This is a genomic window from Blastococcus xanthinilyticus, from assembly GCF_008124835.1.
GTDB classification, from domain to species: domain Bacteria; phylum Actinomycetota; class Actinomycetes; order Mycobacteriales; family Geodermatophilaceae; genus Blastococcus; species Blastococcus xanthinilyticus.
Map to the genome: position 1 here is coordinate 1 of NZ_VNHW01000016.1, position 20463 is coordinate 20463.

General features: G+C 74.2%; 25 protein-coding genes. 6 read left to right on the top strand and 19 right to left on the bottom strand.

All coding sequences use genetic code 11. The features are described 5' to 3' along the window. Window positions 1-182: 182 nt before the first annotated feature. The gene (locus tag BD833_RS19300; protein WP_166534788.1) at window positions 183-665 is read right to left on the bottom strand and encodes an ArsI/CadI family heavy metal resistance metalloenzyme; all 483 of its coding nucleotides are present in this window, start codon (window positions 663-665) and stop codon (window positions 183-185) included. A 130-nt stretch (window positions 666-795) separates the two neighbouring features. On the opposite strand from BD833_RS19300, the gene BD833_RS19305 reads away from it, so the two are divergent. From BD833_RS19305 to BD833_RS19315, 3 genes are all read left to right on the top strand, one after another. Next, the gene (locus BD833_RS19305; RefSeq protein ID WP_166534789.1) at window positions 796-1134 is read left to right on the top strand and encodes an ArsR/SmtB family transcription factor; all 339 of its coding nucleotides are present in this window, start codon (window positions 796-798) and stop codon (window positions 1132-1134) included. Window positions 1135-1207: 73 nt separating this feature from the next. Next, on the top strand, window positions 1208-2332 hold the full coding sequence (gene arsB, locus BD833_RS19310) for an ACR3 family arsenite efflux transporter (RefSeq protein ID WP_279536037.1): 1125 nt from the start codon (window positions 1208-1210) through the stop codon (window positions 2330-2332). Then, window positions 2329-2736, top strand: coding sequence for an arsenate reductase ArsC (locus BD833_RS19315; protein WP_166534790.1), 408 nt, complete (start codon window positions 2329-2331; stop codon window positions 2734-2736). Before arsB ends, BD833_RS19315 begins: the two co-directional genes overlap by 4 nt. On the opposite strand, the gene BD833_RS19320 is transcribed toward BD833_RS19315, so the two are convergent. The 7 genes from BD833_RS19320 to mgrA all read right to left on the bottom strand — a co-directional run bounded on the left by BD833_RS19320 (window position 2720) and on the right by mgrA (window position 7479). Beyond that, window positions 2720-3271, bottom strand: a complete 552-nt coding sequence (locus BD833_RS19320; RefSeq protein ID WP_166534791.1) for a DUF4334 domain-containing protein — start codon at window positions 3269-3271, stop codon at window positions 2720-2722. The two genes, BD833_RS19315 and BD833_RS19320, sit on opposite strands and share 17 nt — an antisense overlap. Then, entirely contained in the window at window positions 3268-3579 is a 312-nt protein-coding gene (locus tag BD833_RS19325; RefSeq protein ID WP_243737814.1) for a DUF4177 domain-containing protein, read from the bottom strand. Before BD833_RS19325 ends, BD833_RS19320 begins: the two co-directional genes overlap by 4 nt. 85 nt (window positions 3580-3664) lie before the next feature. Continuing rightward, window positions 3665-4258: a hypothetical protein gene (locus BD833_RS19330; protein ID WP_166534792.1), complete on the bottom strand. Its 594-nt coding sequence runs from the start codon at window positions 4256-4258 to the stop codon at window positions 3665-3667. Further along, window positions 4255-4842: a hypothetical protein gene (locus tag BD833_RS19335; RefSeq protein ID WP_166534793.1), complete on the bottom strand. Its 588-nt coding sequence runs from the start codon at window positions 4840-4842 to the stop codon at window positions 4255-4257. Before BD833_RS19335 ends, BD833_RS19330 begins: the two co-directional genes overlap by 4 nt. Next, complete coding sequence (locus BD833_RS19340; RefSeq protein ID WP_166534794.1) at window positions 4839-6104, bottom strand: WXG100 family type VII secretion target; 1266 nt, start codon at window positions 6102-6104, stop codon at window positions 4839-4841. Before BD833_RS19340 ends, BD833_RS19335 begins: the two co-directional genes overlap by 4 nt. Next, window positions 6101-6391, bottom strand: a complete 291-nt coding sequence (locus BD833_RS19345; protein WP_166534795.1) for a hypothetical protein — start codon at window positions 6389-6391, stop codon at window positions 6101-6103. The genes BD833_RS19340 and BD833_RS19345 overlap by 4 nt, the downstream gene beginning before the upstream one ends. Window positions 6392-6447: 56 nt before the next feature. After that, window positions 6448-7479, bottom strand: a complete 1032-nt coding sequence (gene mgrA / locus BD833_RS19350) for an L-glyceraldehyde 3-phosphate reductase (protein ID WP_166534796.1) — start codon at window positions 7477-7479, stop codon at window positions 6448-6450. A gap of 135 nt (window positions 7480-7614) precedes the next feature. Between mgrA and BD833_RS19355 the strand changes: the two genes are divergently transcribed. Then, the gene (locus BD833_RS19355) at window positions 7615-7782 is read left to right on the top strand and encodes a hypothetical protein (RefSeq protein WP_166534797.1); all 168 of its coding nucleotides are present in this window, start codon (window positions 7615-7617) and stop codon (window positions 7780-7782) included. A gap of 15 nt (window positions 7783-7797) precedes the next feature. On the opposite strand, the gene BD833_RS19360 is transcribed toward BD833_RS19355, so the two are convergent. Further along, window positions 7798-7965, bottom strand: coding sequence for a hypothetical protein (locus tag BD833_RS19360; protein ID WP_166534798.1), 168 nt, complete (start codon window positions 7963-7965; stop codon window positions 7798-7800). 231 nt (window positions 7966-8196) lie between these two features. On the opposite strand from BD833_RS19360, the gene BD833_RS19365 reads away from it, so the two are divergent. Together BD833_RS19365 and nagA are read left to right on the top strand one after the other, a co-directional pair. Further along, window positions 8197-9648, top strand: a complete 1452-nt coding sequence (locus BD833_RS19365; protein ID WP_243737815.1) for a glycoside hydrolase family 3 protein — start codon at window positions 8197-8199, stop codon at window positions 9646-9648. Further along, window positions 9645-10790 carry an N-acetylglucosamine-6-phosphate deacetylase gene (nagA, locus tag BD833_RS19370; RefSeq protein ID WP_166534800.1) on the top strand — a complete coding sequence of 382 codons (1146 nt, stop codon included), beginning with the start codon at window positions 9645-9647 and terminating at the stop codon, window positions 10788-10790. Before BD833_RS19365 ends, nagA begins: the two co-directional genes overlap by 4 nt. A gap of 12 nt (window positions 10791-10802) precedes the next feature. Here nagA and nagB read toward each other — a convergent pair whose 3' ends face one another. The 10 genes from nagB to paaK all read right to left on the bottom strand — a co-directional run bounded on the left by nagB (window position 10803) and on the right by paaK (window position 20349). Then, complete coding sequence (nagB, locus tag BD833_RS19375) at window positions 10803-11591, bottom strand: glucosamine-6-phosphate deaminase (protein WP_166534801.1); 789 nt, start codon at window positions 11589-11591, stop codon at window positions 10803-10805. A gap of 3 nt (window positions 11592-11594) precedes the next feature. Beyond that, a complete protein-coding gene (locus BD833_RS19380) occupies window positions 11595-12566 on the bottom strand; it encodes an ROK family protein (RefSeq protein ID WP_166534802.1) in 972 nt (323 codons plus the stop codon). Continuing rightward, window positions 12563-13429 (bottom strand): carbohydrate ABC transporter permease, encoded by an 867-nt coding sequence (locus tag BD833_RS19385; RefSeq protein ID WP_208092772.1) that lies wholly within the window; start codon window positions 13427-13429, stop codon window positions 12563-12565. The genes BD833_RS19380 and BD833_RS19385 overlap by 4 nt, the downstream gene beginning before the upstream one ends. Next, on the bottom strand, window positions 13426-14421 hold the full coding sequence (locus BD833_RS19390; protein WP_208092773.1) for a carbohydrate ABC transporter permease: 996 nt from the start codon (window positions 14419-14421) through the stop codon (window positions 13426-13428). The genes BD833_RS19385 and BD833_RS19390 overlap by 4 nt, the downstream gene beginning before the upstream one ends. Window positions 14422-14498: 77 nt before the next feature. Further along, window positions 14499-15830: an extracellular solute-binding protein gene (locus BD833_RS19395; protein ID WP_166534803.1), complete on the bottom strand. Its 1332-nt coding sequence runs from the start codon at window positions 15828-15830 to the stop codon at window positions 14499-14501. Window positions 15831-15922: 92 nt separating this feature from the next. Then, window positions 15923-17095 (bottom strand): ROK family transcriptional regulator, encoded by a 1173-nt coding sequence (locus tag BD833_RS19400; protein ID WP_208092774.1) that lies wholly within the window; start codon window positions 17093-17095, stop codon window positions 15923-15925. Window positions 17096-17120: 25 nt separating this feature from the next. After that, a complete protein-coding gene (locus BD833_RS19405; protein WP_166534804.1) occupies window positions 17121-17420 on the bottom strand; it encodes a MerR family transcriptional regulator in 300 nt (99 codons plus the stop codon). A 70-nt stretch (window positions 17421-17490) separates the two neighbouring features. Then, window positions 17491-18360 (bottom strand): DUF817 domain-containing protein, encoded by an 870-nt coding sequence (locus tag BD833_RS19410; RefSeq protein WP_166534805.1) that lies wholly within the window; start codon window positions 18358-18360, stop codon window positions 17491-17493. 49 nt (window positions 18361-18409) lie between these two features. Next, window positions 18410-19012 (bottom strand): TetR/AcrR family transcriptional regulator, encoded by a 603-nt coding sequence (locus BD833_RS19415; RefSeq protein WP_166534806.1) that lies wholly within the window; start codon window positions 19010-19012, stop codon window positions 18410-18412. Further along, the gene (gene paaK, locus BD833_RS19420; protein WP_166534807.1) at window positions 19009-20349 is read right to left on the bottom strand and encodes a phenylacetate--CoA ligase PaaK; all 1341 of its coding nucleotides are present in this window, start codon (window positions 20347-20349) and stop codon (window positions 19009-19011) included. The genes BD833_RS19415 and paaK overlap by 4 nt, the downstream gene beginning before the upstream one ends. Between the last annotated feature and the right edge of the window lie 114 nt (window positions 20350-20463).

The following is a 20463-nucleotide window of genomic DNA, read 5'->3' on the forward strand; positions in this document are numbered from 1 at the left end:
TGAAGGCACGAAGCCAGTCACATGACGGGTCACGCCCACCGCTGCCAGCCATCAGCCCATCACCGAAGGACTGACCCGGCCAGCCTCACAGTCACTGATCACCAGGGGTCCTGGCTCACCACCGGTGCTGAGCCAGGACCCGCGGAGGTGAGCCAGGACGCCCCGGGAAGCCGCCACAGGCCTCAGCAGCAGGAGGCGGCGAGGCGGGCGTCGGTGTCCGATCCCTCGGGCCGGCAGCAGGCGCCGTCGCCGGCGACCTGGGACAGCTCGGCGGCGGTCTGCCCCTCCAGGTCCGGGCGGGCGTCGGCCGTGACCGTGTAGACCTCCCACGGCTCGCCGCCCGGGCCGGTGACCCAGACCTTGTCCTGGACGGCGTAGCAGCAGGTCGTGTTGTCCTCCACCCGCGTGGCCAGCCCGGCGTCGGCCAGGCGGTCCGTCGCGGCGGCGACCTCCTCCTGCGACGGGACCTCGACCCCCAGGTGGTCCATCCGGGTCGCCTCGCCCGGCTCCCCCTCGAGCAGCACCAGCTTCAGCGGCGGCTCGGCGATGGCGAAGTTGGCGTAGCCCGGTCGCCGCTTCGCCGGGGCGGTGTCGAAGAGCCGGGAGTAGAAGCCGACGGCCGCCTCGAGGTCGGCGACGCGGAGAGCGAGCTGCACACGGGACATGGTTCCTCCGGTGATCGGGACATCGACGCTCGTCGATGACTGCCGCAGAATGAACTCGTCATATCGACGCTTGTCAATATGATGGACATCGTTACGATGGTCGTCGACGTCCGATTCCCGAGGAGAACCCGTGAGCGAGCCCGGCCTGGCCTGCTGCACCCCGCTGTCCGGTACGGCGATGTCCGCCGAACAGGCCGAGCAGGTGGCCCCGCTCCTCAAGGCGCTGGCCGACCCGGTCCGCCTGCGGCTGGTCAGCCTCATCGCCTCCAGCGCGAGCGGCGAGGCCTGCGTCTGCGATCTCAACGACGCCTTCGAGCTCACCCAGGCGACGATCAGCCACCACCTCAAGGTGCTGCACTCGGCCGGCCTGCTGGACCGGAAGAAGCGCGGTGTGTGGGTGTACTACGCCGTCCGCCCGGCCGCGCTGCGCGCCGTCGCCGGCCTCTTCGAGACGGCGGTGCCGGCGTGAGCGAGCTTGCGAGCTCACCCATGGGCAGAGCAGCGCCGCGAACGCGGCCGCCAAGCGCCAGCGAGGAGGACTCGTGAGCGACGCCGTCCGGGAGACCGCGCGCACCGACGTCCCGGCGGACGCCCCGGTCCTGCAGAAGCTCTCCACGCTCGACCGCTTCCTGCCGGTCTGGATCGTCGCGGCGATGGCGCTCGGGCTGGCGCTCGGCCGCTGGGTGCCCGGCCTGGACGACGCGCTCTCGGCGGTGGAGGTGGGCGACGTCAGCCTGCCGATCGCGATCGGGCTGCTGCTGATGATGTACCCGGTGCTGGCCAAGGTCCGGTACTCCGAGCTCGACCGGGTCACCGGCGACCGGAGACTCCTCGGCGCGAGCCTGGTGCTCAACTGGCTGGTCGGCCCGGCGCTGATGTTCGCGCTGGCCTGGCTGCTGCTCCCCGACCTGCCCGAGTACCGCACCGGCCTGATCATCGTGGGCCTGGCCCGCTGCATCGCGATGGTGCTCATCTGGAACGACCTGTCCTGCGGCGACCGCGAGGCCGGCGCGGTGCTGGTCGCGATCAACTCGGTGTTCCAGATCGTCGCCTTCGCCGCCCTGGGCTGGTTCTACCTGCAGGTGCTGCCCGGCTGGCTCGGCCTGTCCACGACGTCGGCGGAGTTCAGCTTCTGGGCGATCGTCGTCTCGGTGCTGGTCTTCCTCGGCATCCCGCTGCTGGCCGGCTTCCTGACCCGCACGATCGGCGAGCGGCAGAAGGGCCGGGCCTGGTACGAGCAGCGGTTCCTGCCGCGCATCGGCCCGGTGGCCCTCTACGGCCTGCTCTTCACCATCGTCATGCTCTTCGCGCTGCAGGGCGACGCGATCACCTCCACCCCCTGGGACGTCGCCCGCATCGCGCTCCCGCTGCTGGCCTACTTCGTCCTGATGTTCGGCGGGTCGTTCCTGCTCGGCATGCGGCTGCGGCTCGGGTACGCGAAGACGGCGACGCTGGCGTTCACCGCCGCCGGCAACAACTTCGAACTGGCCATCGCCGTCGCGATCGGCACGTTCGGCGTCACCAGCGGGCAGGCGCTCGCCGGCGTCGTCGGCCCGCTGATCGAGGTCCCGGTCCTGGTGGCGCTGGTCTACGTCTCACTGTGGGCCGCCCGCCGCTGGTTCCCGGGTGATCCCACCGTCCCTGCGACCTCCCGGAGCCCCCGATGACCGCCTCCGTCCTGTTCGTCTGCGTGCACAACGCCGGCCGCTCGCAGATGGCGGCCGGGTGGCTGCGCCACCTGGCCGGCGAGGCGGTCGAGGTGCGCTCGGCCGGCTCGCTGCCCGGCGACCAGGTCAACCCGGCCGCGGTGCAGGCGATGGCGGAGGTCGGCATCGACATCTCCGACCAGCGCCCGAAGGTGCTCACCACCGACGCGGTCGAGGCCTCCGACGTGGTGATCACCATGGGGTGCGGCGACGCCTGCCCCGTCTTCCCCGGCAAGCGCTACCTGGACTGGGCGCTGGAGGACCCGGCCGGCAAGGGCGTGGACTCGGTGCGGCCGATCCGCGACGAGATCGAACAGCGCATCCGCGGCCTCCTGGCCGAGCTCGGCGTCAGCGCTCCCGCCTGAGCACGAAGAAGAACGGGTCGGGCAGGCCGCGCAGGTCCATCAGGCCGAGCACGGTGCGACTGCTGACCCGCCGGAAGACGTCGATGATCGGCAGCCGGTCGTAGACCATCGCAGCCGTCGTGACGCCGCGGTGCTCGATCATCCGCAGCCGGGCCTGCGGCCGCGAGGTGGCCAGCAGCGGCCGGACGGCGGCGAACGCGGCCAGGGCCGCGCGGGAACCGGCCAGCCGGGGCGCGCGGCGGAGCACGCCCACCGGGAGGAGGGCGGGGTTCACCGGCCGAGGCCCGGACGCCGTCTCGAACAGCAGCGGGTGCACCGTCTCGGCATCGAGGAACTCCTTGCCCCACCAGCCGGAGGCCTCCAGCAGCCCGTCCAGCGGCGACCCGGTGGGCAGCTCGCTGCCGCGCCACCGGCCGAACATGTGCTGGACCGGTTGGGGACTCGAGACGTCGAAGAAGTCCAGCGCCTGGTCCGGCGGGACGAAGTGCCGGTGGTCGGCGAGCCACTCGTCGCCGCTGAGGAACTGCAGCGTCACGCCACCGGCCGCTCGAAGGTGACCAGCACGCCGTCGACGCCGCCCGGGCCGATCCGGCCCTTGACCTCGACCGAGGTGATGGCCTTGAGCTGCCAGCCCTTCCGGGCGTGGTCGTTCAGCACCTTCTCCAGCTTGCCGCCGGACATCTTGCCGCCGATCAGCCCCTCGCGGATCTCCTCGACCTTGTACTCGTAGCGCGCCGCGGCCATGTGCCCGTCCTCTCGCCGTTCGCCGATCGGGTTCCGGGCCAGCCTGCCGCGCGGCTTGGCCGGCGTCGACACGTAGCACCGGGCCGGCCTCGACGTCATGCAGACAGCCAGCTCTCGCCAGTGCCGCCATGCCGATCCGGCGTCCGGCGTGGACCCCGGTGGGGTTGCCGGGACCCGTCCCACGTCACCCGGTGGTGACCGCCAGCAGCCCCGCGGCGGAGTCGGCCATGTCGGCGAACTCGTCACCCTCGGCCAGGTAGGTCCACGCCACGAGCAGCTCGACCGCGGTCGGATCACCGTCGGCATCCACCACCCCGGGTGGGGCGACCAGGTGGCGCACGCTCTCGACGAGCAGATCGCCGTGGGAGGCCCGCCGCTCCCGCGCCACCCGTCGGACCCGGAGCGCCGGGCCGGCGGGCAGCGCCACGAGGTCGACCTCAGGCGGCGCCAGCCCGCGCTGGGCGGCGCCCCGCTCGTCGCCGGCGAGCTCTTCCAGGGACCGGCTCAGCTTGTACCGGTCGATGCGCAGCGTGGCCAGGACACCGGCCGTCGGATCGGGGAGCCACAGCGCGCCCAGGTCCGGGGCCTGCTCCCGCAGCCGGGTTGCGAAGGTGCGCAGATGGTCCGCGAGCGCGACGGCGGCCGCCCCGCCGACCTGCAGGGCGGCGCAGACCTCGCCCGCCCATCCGGCCACCGTCTCCCCCGCTCCGGGCAGCCAGACCCAGCCGCCGTCGGGCAGCTCGACGTCGTACCGCCAGTCCCGGATGGGCGCGGTCACGGCAGCCACCGGAAGGACCCGGCCACGGCGTCGAACAGCGCGGTCAGGGGCTCCAGCAGCAGGAGCTGCGGGGTGGAGAAGCTGAGCAGCACGCAGCCCCCACCGGGCACCGCGTGCTGGTACTGCACCACCTCGGTCCCGACCACGCCGCCGCCGGGGGCCGGCGCGGTCGTGCGCCGGCGGATGCGCGGCACCGGCCCCGCCGCCAGCTCGACCACCTCGGCGGACCCGCCGGGCCCCGCCGCGGCGAGGAAGGCGGCGTCGAGGACGCCCCCGGCCGGCACCGCCTGCGGCGGGACGACCCCCACCGCCAGGGCGCACGCGATCGGCGGCGCCCCCTCCTGGAACAGCGAGAGGTAGACCTCCACGGTCCAGCTGTCGCTCCGGGCGCCCGCCGCCTCCTGCAGCATCCGGGCGACCTTCGGCAGAAGGCTGTCCCGGTCGGGACGGCCACGGGTGACCGCCCGGGCGATGCGCCGCACGTCCGCCGCCCGTTCGGCGTCGTCGACCACCCGGATCCGGACCCAGTCGGCGGGCACGGCGAAGGTGAAGTCCCGGGGCGGGGAGATCGAGGCCGCCGTCACCGGTCGCGCCCCACGACGAACCGCGGCTCCGACTCGGTGTACCACTCGTCGAGGGTCCTGCCGTCCCCGACGGTCCCGATGAAGCTGCTGACGTCGGCACCCCGCTGGGCGTGCTCCGCGCGGCGGAGCCCGGCAGCGACCTCGGGGGCCGCCAGGGTCTGCGGCGGGATCACCGGAGCCGGACCGGTCGGCACGTCGCGGAAGAGGCCGGACGGCCGGTAGGCCTCGGCCCACTCGCCTCGGGTGGGCACCCAGCCGGTGGTGTTGCGTGCCCGGCCGGCGAGTGCACCGGCGGCCGAGCCGCCGGCCGGGACGCCCTGCCGCCGCACGGTCTCCCGGGCAGCCGATCGGCTGAGCCCGTCGCTCCGCAGGTGCCGGATGTAGGACGGGCGGGCCAGCCCGCGGGTGCCGGTGAGCACCGACCGGCCGGCCAGCGCGAACGCCCGGCCGGCACCGAACGTGAGCACGCCCACCACGTCCCAGAGGACGGCGGACAGGGTGGCCCGCCCGTTGACCGCGAGCAGGGAGTTGCCGGCGAGCGAGACCACCCCGGCGATGAGCGCGGCACCGGCGAACGCCGCCGCGAACGCCTGCAGCCCCGGGATGGCGCCGAGGTAAGCGGCGATGACCCCGAGGACCGCCGACAGCTTCCCGGCCCACTCCGTCACCGTGCTCACGAGATCGAGGAAGTCGTCCCAGGCGCTGTCCTCGAGCGGGTCACCGCTGTTGATGTCCTCGATGGCCGCGGCCGCCGTGCTGCCCACGGCATCCCACCTGGCCTCGATCCCGGCGAGCTCCTCGTCCGCCGCCCTGATCCGCGCCGTCGCGGCCGCGGAGTCGTCGGCCAGCCGGCTGTCGGTGACCGGATCGGGCTCGGCCTGCTCGGCGTTGCGGGTGCGGCCGGTGTCCGCGGCGATCCGGTCGGACTGCGCGTGCCGGGCGCGGGCGAGCACGGCCTCGGCGTCGGCCTGGACGTCGGCGAGCGCGCCGGCGTAGGTGGCCAGCGCGTCCGCCGTGGCGGCGTACCGCGCGTGGGCCTGCTCGATGGTGCCGGCGACCTCGCTGGTGCGCTCGCGGAACGCCCGGCCGGCCTCGGAGTTCCAGACGGTGGCGCTGTCGTGGATGGCCCGCAGCGCGGTGACCGCCGTGGTGATCGCCTCGGCGGTGTCGGAGTAGCGCTGGGCCAGCCGCGCCACCGCGTCCGGGTTCCCTCCGACCGGGTCGTCCGTGCGGAGCGGGGACCAGGCGCGGGGGCGGCTCACTTCTCCCCCGCCAGCACCGCGACCAGCTCGGTCTCGATCCGCTCGTAGACGTCGGCGGCGTCCTCCGCGGCCTTCCCGAGCCCCTCGATCATGCCGGCCATCTCGATCCGCCGGCCGTCCCAGCTGGTGGCGAACTCCGCCAGCCGGTCCCGGAGCCGGGCGTGCGCGATCACGTCGCTGCCCACGTCAGCGGTGTCCCGCGCCCCCTCGAACTCCTGGTACACCACCACCAGCGCCCGCCCGGCGTCGTGCAGGACGGACGTCTCGACCTCCAGACCATCGTTCACGCCAGCACCCTAGGAAGATCAGCGGTGCGGCGGAGGCGTTGTCCACAGGCCCGGGGTCAGGCGGTGCGGGCGCCCTCCCACAGGTCGATCCCGCTGTCGACGGCGTGCTGGTCGATGGCGGCCAGCTCCTCGTCGGTGAACGCCAGGTTCGCCAGCGCGCCGACGTTCTGCTCCAGCTGGCGGACGCTGCTGGCGCCGATGAGCACCGTCGTCATCCGCTCGTCGCGCAGCGCCCAGGCCAGCGCCATCTGCGCGAGGCTCTGCCCCCGCCGGCCGGCCATGTCGTTCAGCGCCCGGATGTGCCCCAGCGCCTGCTCGGTGAGCAGGTCGGTCGACAGCGACTTGCCCTGGCTGGCCCGCGAGCCCTCCGGGACGCCGTCCAGGTACTTGTCGGTGAGCATCCCCTGGGCCAGCGGGGAGAAGGCGATGCAGCCGGCGCCGACGTCGGCCAGGGTGTCGAGCAGCCCCTCGTTCTCGACCCAGCGGTTGAGCATCGAGTACGACGGCTGGTGGATCAGCAGCGGCGTCCCCAGATCGGCGAGGATCGCCGCGGCCTTCGCGGTGTCGGCCGGGGAGTACGAGGAGATGCCCGCGTAGAGCGCCTTCCCCGACCGGACGGCGGTGTCCAGCGCCCCCATCGTCTCCTCCAGCGGCGTCGTGGGGTCGGGCCGGTGGGAGTAGAAGACGTCGACGTACTGGAGGCCCATCCGGCGCAGCGACTGGTCCAGGCTGGCCAGCACGTACTTCCGCGACCCGCCGCCCTGCCCGTACGGGCCGGGCCACATGTCCCAGCCGGCCTTGGTGCTGATCACCAGCTCGTCGCGGTAGGGCCGGAAGTCGTCGGCCAGGTGCCGGCCGAAGTTGGTCTCGGCCGACCCGTAGGGCGGGCCGTAGTTGTTGGCCAGGTCGAAGTGGGTGATGCCGAGGTCGAAGGCCCGGCGGAGGATGTCCCGCTGCCGCTCGAAGGGGACGTCGTCCCCGAAGTTGTGCCACAGCCCGAGGCTGATCGCCGGGAGGTCCAGGCCGCTGCGGCCGGTGCGCCGGTAGGTCATCGAGTCGTAGCGGTCCCCAGCTGCGGTGTAGGCCATGCCGCCATCCTCGCCGACCGCCTCGGGAGGCGCCGACCCCACCTCCACCTGGCGCGGGGCACCGCGGCCGGCCGATCGGAGGCCAACAGGGCCTAGGGTGGGGTCTCGTCCCCGATCGACCCTGGGAGGGCCGAGATGCTCCGCTTCCTCGGACTGCTGCTCGCGGTGTGGCTGGTCGTGAGCATCATCGGCGCCGTCATCGAGGGCCTGTTCTGGCTCACCGTGATCGGCGTCGTCCTGTTCGTCGGCACCGCGGCGATCGGCTGGGCCCGGCGGGACCAGCGGGAGCTCCCCCGCCGCTGACCGCCCGGCGGCCGGTCAGTCCCCGTCGGCGTCACCGGCCCCGCTGCCGGTCCACGGCCCGGGGCCGACCTGCCCGGCCGGCGGGATCTCCGCCGTCGGCTGCTCGCTCACCTGGTCGCCCGCGTCGACGCGGACGCCGGCCTCCAGGACCTCGAGGGGCACGGCGTAGCGGTTCTCGGTCATACGGCAGTATCCCGCCGCCGGCGCCCGGCCGTCCAGCCCGGCCGGACATGCCGCACCGGGGCCTGCTCCGCGCATTCGACGAAGAATGGCGGACCGGCCGGGCCACGATCCTGCGGCTCCATTCCTGACGCCGACGGGCATCGCGCCCAGAGAATTCTGTGCGAAGATCACCGGGCGCCGTCCGACGCATTCTCGGAGGCGTCGCGGACCGATCCGGGCGGAATGGGAGACATGTCAGAACTCGACCGGCTGGTGAATTCCTGCCTGATGCCCGGATTCGCCGGCGCGACCGTTCCCGACTGGGTCCGCGCCGCCCTCGACGAGGGGTTGGCCGGGGTCTGCCTGTACGGGCAGAACCTGGTCTCCGGCGGCCCCGGCCAGGTCGCCGCGCTCTCCGGTGCGCTGCACCGGGCCCGGCCGGACGCCCTCGTGGCCGTGGACGAGGAGGGTGGCGACGTCACCCGTCTCGAGTACGGCGTCGGCAGCAGCTACCCGGGCAACCTCGCCCTGGGGACGCTCGACGACGAGGAGGTCACCGCCACCGTCGCCGCGGCCATCGGCGCGGACCTGCGCCGGGCCGGCGTCGACGTCGACTTCGCCCCCTCGGTGGACGTGAACAGCGACCCGCGCAACCCGGTCATCGGTGTCCGGTCCTTCGGCGCCGATCCGCTCCGGGTCGCCCGCCACGGCGCCGCGTACGTGCGCGGACTGCAGTCCACCGGCGTCGCGGCCACCGCCAAGCACTTCCCCGGGCACGGCGCCACCACGGTCGACTCCCACCTGGGCCTGCCGACGGTGGACGTCGACGAGGACACGTTCCGCCGGCGGGAGCTGCCGCCGTTCGCCGCGGCGATCGAGGCGGGGGTGGCGCTGGTCATGACCTCGCACGTGCTCTTCCCCGCGCTGGACGACGTCCCCGCCACGCTCAGCCGGCGGCTGCTGGTCGACCTGCTGCGCACCGAGCTGGGATTCGCGGGCGTGGTGGTCACCGACGCGCTGGACATGGCCGGGGTCCGGGCCGCGCACGGCATCCCGCGGGCCGCCGCGCTGTCGCTCGCCGCCGGCGCGGACCTGCTGCTGGTCGGGGCCGAGGACGGCGAGGAGCACTGCGCCGCCATCCGGGCGACGGTCGCCGAGCACGTGCGGGACGGCAGCCTGCCCGAGGCCCGGCTGCACGAGGCGGCGGCCCGGGTGGCCGCGCTGCGCACCGGGCCCGCGGCCCCGGTGCCGCCGAACGGGGATCCCGGCGACCTCGGCCTGCGCGCCGCCCGCGCGGCGCGGCAGGCCCGGGACCTGCGGCCGCTGCCGGGCCCGGCGGTGGTGGTCGAGCTGCGCTCCGCTGCCAACATGGCGGTCGGCGACGCACGCTGGAGCCTGGCCGACCCGCTGCGCGAGCTGGGCTCCCTCGACCGTGCCGTCACCGTGGAGTCCGGCGACCCGGACCCCGAGGCCGTCGCGGCCTCGGCGGCCGGCCGGCCGCTGGTGGTCGCCGTGCGGGACGCCTACCGCAGCGCGTGGCAGGAGCGCTGGCTGCGCCGGCTGACCGAGCTGCGCCCGGACGCCGTCACCGTCGCGCTCGGCATGCCCGACGACCTCGCGCTCGTGCCCGGGCCGGCGCTCGCGACCCTCGGGGCGTCACGGGCCTGCACCCGGGCCGCCGCCGAGGCCCTGGTGGGCCGGTGACCGGACCGGGGGGAACCACCCTGCTGCACGGCGGGCGGGTGGTCGACGCCGGTGGACGGCGGGACGGCGGCTGGGTGCTGCTCGACGGGGACACGATCGCCGCCGTCGGCAGCGGGGACGCCCCGCGGGCCGGGCGCAGCGTGGATCTGGCCGGCGCCTGGCTCGTGCCCGGCTTCGTCGACCTGCACGTGCACGGCGGCGGCGGGCACGCCGCCGAGGAGGGCATCGAGGGGATGCGCGCGGCGCTCGCGGCCCACCGCGGCCACGGCACCACCCGCTCCCTGGTCAGCCTGGTCGCCGCGCCGCTGGAGGAGCTCGCCGCCTCCCTGGCCGCCGTGGCCGACCTCGCCGAGGCCGACCCCCGCGTGCTGGGCGCGCACCTGGAGGGGCCGTTCCTGTCGGCGGCCCGCTGCGGAGCACACGAGCCCGCGCACCTCCGGCCGCCCGCGCCCGCGGCGGTCGACCGACTGCTGGCCGCCGCCCGGGGCCGCCTCAGGCAGGTCACGATCGCCCCGGAGCTGCCCGGGGCGCTGGCGGCGATCGGCCAGTTCACCGCGGCCGGCGTGACGGTGGCCGTCGGGCACACCGAGGCCGGCATGGAGCTCACCGCCCGCGCGTTCGACGCCGGCGCCCGCGTGCTCACCCACGCCTTCAACGCCATGCCGGGGCTGGGCCACCGCGCCCCCGGGCCGGTGGGCGCGGCGCTCGCCGACTCCCGGATCACCCTGGAACTGGTGCTGGATGGGCAGCACGTGCACCCGGTGGTCGCGGGGCTGCTCCTCTCGGCGGCGCCGGGGCGGGTGGCGCTGGTGTCCGACGCCATGGCCGCCGCGGCCGCGGGCGACGGGCGCTACCGCCTGGGCCGCGCCGACGTCGTGGTGCGCGACGGCCGCGCCGTCCTGGAGGGGACGGGGACCATCGCCGGGTCCACGCTCACCCTGGACCGGGCGCTGCGGCTGGCCGTGCAGGTGGTGGGGGTCGACCCGGTCGCGGCGGTGACCGCGCTGACGCTGATCCCGGCGCGCGCCCTGGGCCTGGACTCGCGCATCGGGCGCCTGGCGCCCGGCTACGCTGCCGACGCGGTGGTGCTCGACGAGGACTGGTCGGTGCAGGCCGTGTGGGCCGGCGGCCGGCCGGTCTGAGCCCCCGCTCCCCTAGGGGCGGGAACGGTACGGCTCGTGCGCGTGGGCGTGCGTGTGCCGGTAGTAGTCGGCCAGCCGCAGCCGGCATGCCGCCGCCTCGTCGAGGACCATCGCGGCGCGCGGGTGCAGCTGCAGGACCGAGGCCGGGCAGATCGCGGCCAGGGGGCCCTCCACCGCCGCGGCGACGGCGTCGGCCTTGGCCTCCCCCTGCGCCACGAGGAGCAGCTCCCGGGCCTCCAGGATCGTCCCGAGGCCCTGGGTCAGGCAGTGCAGCGGAACCTCCTCGGAGCCGGCGAAGAACCGCGCGTTGTCCGCGCGGGTCCGCGGGGCGAGGGTCTTGACCCGCGTGCGGGACGCGAGCGAGGACGTCGGCTCGTTGAAGCCGAGGTGCCCGTTGGCGCCGATGCCGAGGATCTGCAGGTCGATCCCCCCGGCGGCGCGGATGGCGCGCTCGTAGGCGTCCGCGGCCGCGGCGAGGTCGGGCGCCCGCCCGTCGGGCACGTGCACCCGGCGCGGGTCGAGGCCGAGCGGCTCGGTGACGGTGCGCCGGATGACCGACGCGTAGCTCTGCGGGTGCTCCAGCGGGATGCCGACGTACTCGTCGAGGGCGAAGCCGCTCACCCCGGTGACGTCGAGCGCGCCGTCGGCGACCTGCCGGGCGAGCTCGGCGTAGAGGCCCAGCGGCGAGGAGCCGGTGGCCAGGCCCAGGACGGCGCCCGGGCGCCGGCGCACCACCCCGGCCACCCGCCGGGCCGCCTCGCGCGCGACGTCCTCCGGGCCGGGGAGGATGACTATCTCCACGGCTCAGCTCCCCACCGGCTGCGCCCGGCCGGCCCGGCTCCCGCGCACGCAGAGCGCCGCGCCGACCGGGGCGACCGGCACCCCGCGGGGGGCCAGCTGCACCCGCTCGGGTACGGCCAGGCTCTGCAGGAACGCCGACCGGGCGGCCTGCTCCCGGGCCCGCGCCACCACCGCCTCGAGCAGCGGAGGCCCCACGTCGGCGACCCCGCCGCCGAGGACGACGTGCTCGACGTCGCAGGTGAGCACCAGCAGGCGCACGGCGGCGGCCACGGCGTCGGCGAACCGGTCGCGCACCGCGACGGCCCGCCGGTCGCCGTCCGCGGCGGCGGCGAAGAGGTCGGCGGCCGCCGGCCGGCCGTTGCGGGCCGGCCAGGCGAGGTCGAGGGCGGCACCGGAGGCGTAGAGCTCGAGGCAGCCCTGCTGGCCGCAGGGGCAGCGGGGCCCGGACGGGTCGTAGGGGATGTGCCCGATCTCCCCCGCGGCGCCGTGCCGGCCGCGGCGGAGCTCACCGCCCAGCAGCAGCCCGGCGGCGACGCCCGTGCCGAGCGCCAGGAACGCCAGGTCCCCGCGCAGGCCGAGCAGCCGCGCGGCCCCGACGGCGGCGACGTTCAGGTCGTTCTCCAGCACCACCGGCACGCCGTCGAGCCGGGCCGAGAGCAGCGGCGCCAGGTCCACCGCACGCTCGTGGATCCCGAGGTTGACCGCGTAGGAGAGCCGCCCGGTACCGGGGTCGACCAGCCCGGGCACGCCGGCGCCGACCCCGGCGAGGTCCTGCGGCACCAGCCCGGCGCCGGCGCAGAGCTGTCGCACCACCTGCTCGGCGCTCGCCACGACACCGGCCACCCCCGGCCGGGTCGCCGCCCGGACGCTGTGCCGCACCGCGCCCGCCTCGTCGAGCAGCACGCCGAGCACCTTCGTCCCGCCGATGTCGAGCCCGACCGAGCAGGCCCCGGAGCCGTTCCGCTCTCCGGTCACCCCTTCACCGCCCCGGAGACCAGGCCGGCGCTCATCCGCTTCTGCACGACCAGGAAGAACACGATGACCGGCACGGAGATCAGCGTGGCGCCGGCCATGACCACCCCCCAGTCGGTGGCCTTGTTGGCCTCCACGAGGCCCTGCAGCCAGAGCGGGAGGGTGCGCTGCCCGGGGTCGGTCATGACCACCAGCGCCAGGGTGTACTCGTTCCAGGCCTGGAGGAAGCCGTACACGCCGGAGGCCACCAGGCCCGGCGCCAGCAGCGGGAAGGTGATGCGGAAGAAGGCCCCGGTGCGCGACAGGCCGTCCATCATCCCGGCCTCCTCCAGCTCCATCGGCACGCCCGCGACGAAGCCGCGCAGCATCCACACCGTGAACGGGAGGATGGCGGCGACGTACACGATCGTCAGGCCCAGGACGGCGTTGACCAGACCCCACGTGTCGAGCATGTGGTACTGCGAGATGAACAGCCCCTCGGCCGGGATCATCTGCACGACCAGGATCGTGACGATGAACGACTTGCGTCCCCGGAACCGGAACCGGCTGATCGCCAGCGCGCCGAGGAATGCGAAGAGAATGGCGACGGCGAGGGTGATCCCGGTGACCGCGAGCGACACCTTGATCGCGTCGAAGAATCCCGGGTCGCGGAACACGTTGGTGAAATTGGACAGCGTTCCGCCGAACGGCAGGAATGTCGGCTCGGGACGGCGCAGCGCATTGGTCGGCAGGAATGCGCTGTTGACCATCCAGTAGATCGGGAAGATCCAGACGAGCGCCACCAGCACCGCAAGCGCGCCGAGCAGCCGTGCTCCGGTGCTCCCCCGCCGGGCACTGGCGGCCGGCGCCGGCCGGGCGGCGCTCACACGTCGTCCCGGAGCATGCGGCGGATGTAGAACACGGTGAGCGCGAGCGTGATGACCAGCATGATCGTGGCCATGGCTCCGGCCAAGGAGAACTCCTTCGACAGGGAGTAGATGAAGGTGCCGAGCAGGTGCGTCTCGCGCGTGGGCGCGCCGGCCCGCTGCAGCACGTAGATCTGGGTGAACACCCGCAGGTCCCAGATGACCTGGAGCAGCCCGACCACGAGCAGCACCGGCTTGACCATCGGCAGCGACAGGTACCGCAGCCGCTGCCAGGCGTTGGCGCCGTCGAGCTGGGCGGCCTCCATGCACTCCTCGGGCACCTGGAGCAGGCCAGCGTAGACGGTGAACACCACGAAGGGCACCGACATCCACACCACGATGACCGTCGCCACGAAGTAGAAGGACGCCGGCTCGATGATCCAGGAGTGCTGCCGCATCCCCTCGGCCCCGAGCGGCTCGGCGAGCAGCCAGTTGATGACCCCGTACTGGGAGTCGAACAGCCACTGCCAGACCGTCATGGTGGCCAGCACCGGCGTCCCCCAGGCCAGCAGCAGGCCGACCTGCAGGGTGATCCGCGCCGCCCGCCCGACCCGGGTCATCAGCACCGCCAGGGCGATCCCGACCGCCATCGTGAGCGCGGCGTTCACCAGGCAGAAGGCGATGGAGCGGGCGATCACGCCCCAGACGTAGGGATCGGAGAGCAGCTCGGCGTAGTTGCGCAGGCCGACCCACTCGGCCGGCTGACCGAACTGCTGCGCCAGCCCGTACTCCTGGAACGACAGGACGAACTGCCGGACCAGCGGGTAGCCGAGGCCCACGGCGATCGGGATGAGCGCGGGCACCAGGAGCAGGTAGGGGCCCAGCCGGGCCCGGATCGGACGGCGCCGGGGTGGCCGGCGGACCGCCGCCTCCGGGGCGGCGGGAGCGACGATCGGCGCCCGCGGCGGCACCGGGGGCAGCACGGTCGACGAGGAGGTGCGGGGAGCGGACACGGTCCCTCCGGGACTCCGACGAGGGGGCAGGGGGCGCACCGCGCGGGCGGTGCGCTCCCTGCCCCGCGATCACATGGTCAGTTGAGCGTGTCCGTGATCAGCTGGTCGGCCCGGGCCGAGGCCTCCTCCAGGTCGGCGCCGGAGGCGATCTCCTGGAAGAAGTCCTCGAGGATGCGCGCGCCCTCCACGTCGGCCCACTTCTCCGCCGGCGGGGTGAGCTTGGCGTTCAGCGCGGCGTCCAGCGCGGCCTCGGCGTAGACGTCGTCCCCGAGGGCGTCGGCGTACTCGCTGTTGCCGGGGATGAGGCCGTTCTCGGCCAGCATGGTCTGGTACTCCTCGCTGAAGATGATCTCCAGCAGGTTCCGGGCCAGGTCCTGGTTGCCCGACTTCGCCGGGATGGCGATGTTCGAGCCGCCGGCGAAGACCGTCGCCGGCTCACCGGCCGCGGGGCCGGGGAGCGGGAAGATGCCGGTCTTCTCCTCGTTGCACGCCTGCTGCTCGGCGAGCAGCGCCTTGGCCTCCTCCGACTCGTCGTCGGTGGCGACGCCCTTGTTGCACTCGGGCAGGTCGATGCTCCAGCGCGCCCACGTCGGGGCGGAGAACATCGCCGCCTCGCCGTTGTTGAAGGGCACCCACGGCTCCGCCGAGTCGGCGTCCTTCGGGGCGGAAGTGGCGTTGGCGAACAGCTCCTGGACCTGGGCCAGGCCCTCCTGCGACTCGGGGCTGGACAGGGCGCCGACCCACTCGTCGCCGTCCTGCTCGGCCAGGCTGCCGCCGTTGCTGTAGATCCAGGCGATGCCGTTGTACCAGTCCTGCCCGGGCAGCCAGAGGCCGGAGAAGTTGGGCGCCCCGGTGGGGTTGGCCTGCTGCAGCGCGACCGCCGCCTCGCCGAACTCCTCGAGGGTCTTCGGCACCTCGACCCCGGCAGCCTCGAAGAGGTCCTTGCGGTAGAACACCGCGCGGGCGCCGGAGTAGTAGGGCACCGCGTAGACGTCGCCGTCCACCGTGCCGGCCTCCACGAAGCCCTCGAGCAGCTGGTCGCCGCCGAGGCCGTCGACCATGTCGGTGATGTCGGTGAACGCCCCGGCGTGGGTGAAGGTCGGGCTCTGGGTGTTGCCGATCTCGACCAGGTCGGGGGTCTGCTGCTCCGATGCCAGCGCGGTCTGCAGGCGCGGGACCAGCCCGCTCCAGTCCTGCTCCTCGATGACCAGCTGCGCGCCCTCGTTCTGGGCCTCGAAGGTCTCCACCAGGTAGTCGCGCAGCTCCTGGGGGGTGTCGGTCCCCGCGAGCCAGAGCCGCAGCTCCTCGTCGCCCCCCGCTTCGGTCTCGCTGCCACCGCCGCAGGCGGCCAGCGCCACCATCAGCCCGACGCCCACGGCTGCCAGCCCGCTCGTGCGTACCCTCGTCATGTTGGGGTTTCCTTCCTGGTGCGCAGGCGGTGCCGGACAGCGCCGCCACAGGGATGTGGTTTCTCCGACGTGCAATGGCCGGCTCGGGGTCGTCACGTGACCCCGAGCTGGCCGGACAGCACGAGGACCGCGGCCCCGGACAGGGCCCCGTCCTCGCCGAGCGAGGTCATCCGCAGCTGCAGGTTGCTGCTGACGACCGGCATGGTGCGTTCGTGGAGCGTGGCCAGGGCCGCCTCGCGCAGCGGTCCGTCCAGGAGCTCGGTCGGGCCGGTCAGCACCACCTCGGAGAGGTTGAGCGCGCTGACCACCGGCGCGAGCACGATGCCCAGCCGCCGGCCGACCGCGGCGAGCGCGACCGCCGCGCCGTCCTCGTCCAGCCCGTCCGTCCGCCGGCGGAGCGCCGGCACGGAGAGGACCGTCTCCAGGCAGCCGCGCCGCCCGCAGGCGCAGGGCAGCGGGCGGCCCAGCGGGGCGCCGTCGATGTCGTCGCGCTCGTCGACCGCGGTGACGTGGCCGATCTCCCCGGCCGCGTGCTCGTGGCCCTGCACGAGGCCGCCGTCGAGCACGATGCCCGCGCCGACGCCGCCGCCGACGGTCAGGACCAGCAGGCCGCCACCGGCCGCGCCACCGTAGGTGAACTCGCCGAGCGCCGCGGTGTTCGCGTCGTTGCCCACGTGCACCGGGACGCCGAGGTCGGCGCTCAGCTGGTCGGCCAGCGGCAGGTCGTACCACTCGCGGTTGGGCGCCTGCAGCACGCGGCCGGCCGGGTCGATGACCCCCGGCGATCCGACGCCGACCCCGAGCACCGGCCGGGTGGCCAGGCCGACCAGGTCGCGGCACAGCGCGCGCAGGGCGTCGACCGCCGCCGCGCCGGTGCGCCCGTCGACGCGCTCGGTGCGTCGTTGCAGGACCGTGCCGGAGAGGTCCATGACCGCCCCGTGCATGCGCTCGTCGTCGGCCAGGTCGACGGCGACGATCTGGAAGGCGTCGGTGCGGACCCCGAGCAGCGTGCCGGGCTTGCCCGGGCGCCCTTCGGCGCGGGCGCCGAGCTCGGCGACCAGCCCCTCGGCCATCAGGGAGGCGACGAGGTCGGAGATGGTGACGCGGGTCAGGCCGGTAGCGCGGGCGAGGTCGGCGCGGGATCCGGGGCCGGAGTGGAAGAGGTGCTGCAGCACCATCGAGCGGTTGTGCGCCCGGGCGTGCTCGGGCAGGACCTTGGCGGTCGCCCGCAGCAGGCGGCCCTGCCGAGGTATGTCCCGGGTCACAGTCACGTTTGTTAGGAGACCGTCCTTACATTTCCCTGTCAAGGCCCGGCGGCGCCGTGACCGAACCGTGATCACCGCCCCCGCTCGCCGAGGACGAGCCCCGTGGGGGTGCAACCCGGGTCCGGATCCGGGGCAGCGGCATGCCGATCCGCCGCAGCCGGGCGACCAGGCGCGCCCGCTCCAGCTGGTCGGCCCGGTGGTACCGGTAGCCGCTGCGCTCGTCGACCTCGGCCGGCCGGACCAGGTCCAGCTCGTCGTACAGCCGGAGCGCCTTGGGCGTCAGCCCGGTCGCCCGGCCGAACTCGCCGATCGTCCCGCGGTCCATCGATCCGTCCTCGTCCCCGGTGACGGGTTCGCCGGGGACGAGGACGGTGGAGCCTGCCCTCGGGGCAAGGTCAAGGGCCCGACGGCGCCCGCGCGGACCCCTCCGCGGCGGCTTCCCGCGTCGCCCCGTCCAGGGGCGGCAGGTCCCGGCCCGCCCGGAAGGCCCGCAGGACGGTGAGGTCCTCGGGCGTGCCGTAGAGCCGGCCCTCGAACGCCTTGACGGCGGCGACGAGCACGATGCTGACCACGACGAGCAGCGACCACGAGCCGAGCTTGGCGGCGTGGACGAGGGTCCAGACCGACTCCTGCGACGGGTACTGCCACGCCCGCAGCAGGGTGGCGGCGTTCTCGGCGACCCAGAGGAAGAAGCCGATGAGAACGAACGACAGCGCCATGGGCATGGCGTACCGGCGCCGGCCCACGGTGAAGTGCACGTAGGTCCGGCGGGTCACGACCAGCAGGGCGATCGCCAGCACCAGCCGGACGTCGACCGTCACGTGCGAGGCGAAGAAGTTCAGGTAGACGAGCGCGGCCACCGCGGCGGTGCTGCGCGCGCGGTAGCCGGAGATCCGCAGGTCGAACCGGCGCCACGCCTGGCAGACGTAGCTGCCCACGGCCGCGTACATGAACCCGCTGTAGAGCGGGACGCCCCCGACGGTGGCCAGACCGGTGTCGGGATAGGACCACGACCCCTGCGCCACCTTGTACAGCTCCAGCACCAGGCCGACGAGGTGGAAGCCGAAGATGACCGCGACCTCGCGGCCGGTCTCCCAGCGGGCCAGCCAGAGGAGCAGGGTCACGCCCAGGCACCAGATCAGCAGCGCGTCGGCCGGGTCGATCGGCAGCGGCACCAGCCGGACCAGCGCGAGCCCCAGGAAGAACAGCACGGCGAACAGGCAGCACTGCGCCTCGACCCAGGCGAACCGCAGCAGCTGTCGCATGCACGGCACGCTAACCGAGAAGCGGAGCCGGACGGCGCATCCCGCACCCTCAGCGGGACGTCGCGCGCAGCCCGTCGAAGGTGATGGCGACCAGCGCGTCGGCCACCGCGGTCCCGTCCAGCCCCCGGCCCGGGCGGTACCACTCGGTGAGGGAGTTGACCGCGCCGAACAGCAGCCGGCTGGTGACGGCCGGGTCGACGTCGGGACGGACGTCACCCTCCTCCTCGGCGGCGCGGACCAGGTCGGTGACGACCCGGTCGAACCGGCGGCGCCGCTGCAGCGCCTCCTGCTCCACCGGCGAGTTCCCCCGGACCCGCAGCAGCAGGGTGACCGACGGCAGCTCCGCGGTGAGCACCCGCACCGAGCCGCGGACGACGTGCTCGAGCCGGTCGATCGCCGGGCCGGTGGTGGCCCCGGGCTCCTCGGTGACGGCGAACAACGCGTCCAGCGCGCGGTCCAGCGCGAGCCGCAGCAGCTCCACCTTGCTGGGCACGTGGTGGTAGATCGCCGACTTCGTGACCCCGAGCCGGGCGGCGAGCTCGTCCATGCTCGTGGCGTCGTAGCCGCGCTCGTTGAACACCGCGACCGCGACGTCCAGCAGGGAGTCCAGGGAGTGCCCCGGCCGGCCGCGCCGGCCCGGCGCGATGCTCACTCCCCCGCCCGGTCCCGGTTGTCGTGCAGCCGCTTGAGCTTGCCCACCGACCGGGCCAGCGTCTCGGGGTCGACGACCAGCACCTCGATGCTGGCCCCCACCGTGTCCTTGACCGCGGTGGCCACCTCGGCCGCCGCGGCCTCCCGGCGCTCCGGCGGGCAGTCGGGGCGGGCCTCGATCCGGCAGGTGAGGTGGTCCAGCCGGCCGCGCGTGGTCAGCTCCAGGGCGAAGTGCGGGGACAGCCCCGGAGTGCGGAGGACGATCTCCTCGATCTGGGTCGGGAACAGGTTCACGCCGCGCAGGATGATCATGTCGTCGGTGCGGCCGGTGATCCGCTCGATCCGCCGCATCCCGGGGCGCGCCGTCCCCGGCAGCAGACGGGTGAGGTCGCGGGTGCGGTAGCGGATGACCGGCGTCGCCTCCTTGGTCAGGGAGGTGAACACCAGCTCCCCCTGCTCCCCGTCGGGCAGCACCTCCCCGGTGAGCGGGTCGATGATCTCCGGGTAGAAGTGGTCCTCCCAGACGTGCAGCCCGTCCTTGGTCTCCACGCACTCCTGGGCGACGCCGGGCCCCATCACCTCGGACAGCCCGTAGATGTCGACCGCGTGGATGTCCAGCCGGTCCTCCAGCTCGCGGCGCATCTGCTCGGTCCACGGCTCGGCCCCGAAGATGCCGATCTCCAGCGAGGAGGAGCGTGGGTCGATGCCCTGCTTCTCGAACTCGTCGACCACCGTGAGCAGGTAGCTCGGCGTCACCATGATCACCCGCGGCGCGAAGTCGGTGATCAGCTGCACCTGGCGGGGGGTCATGCCCCCCGACACCGGGACGACGGTGCAGCCGAGCTTCTCCGCGCCGTAGTGCGCACCGAGCCCACCGGTGAACAGGCCGTACCCGTAGGCGTTGTGCAGCCGGTCGCCCGGCCGGCCACCGGCCGCGCGGATCGACCGCGCCATCACCGTGGCCCACGTGTCGAGGTCGCCCTGGGTGTAGCCGACGACGGTGGGCTTGCCCGTGGTGCCGGACGACGCGTGCACCCGGCGCACCTGCTCCTGCGGCACCCCGAACATGCCGAACGGGTAGTTCTCCCGCAGGTCGGCCTTGCTCGTCGTGGGGAACCGCGCGAGGTCCGCGAGCTCCCGGCAGTCGTCGGGGTGCACGCCGGCCTCGTCGAAGGCCCGGCGGTAGTGCGGCACGTCCTGGTAGGCGTGCCGCAGGGTCGCCCGCAGCCGCTCCAGCTGGAGCGTGCGCAGTTCGTCGACGGACAGGCGCTCCGCCGGGTCGAGGGTGGCCGGCTCGGGCGCCTCGCCGAGCCGTCGGTGTCCGGTCGTCGTCGTCATCTGGCCGTCCCTCGTCGCTCCGCGTCGGTCCCGCCGGCCGGCGCTTGTGCCCACCTGCGGCGTGGGTCACACTATTCCTGACCGGATGGTCGGTAAACCAGCTCGAGGAGACGC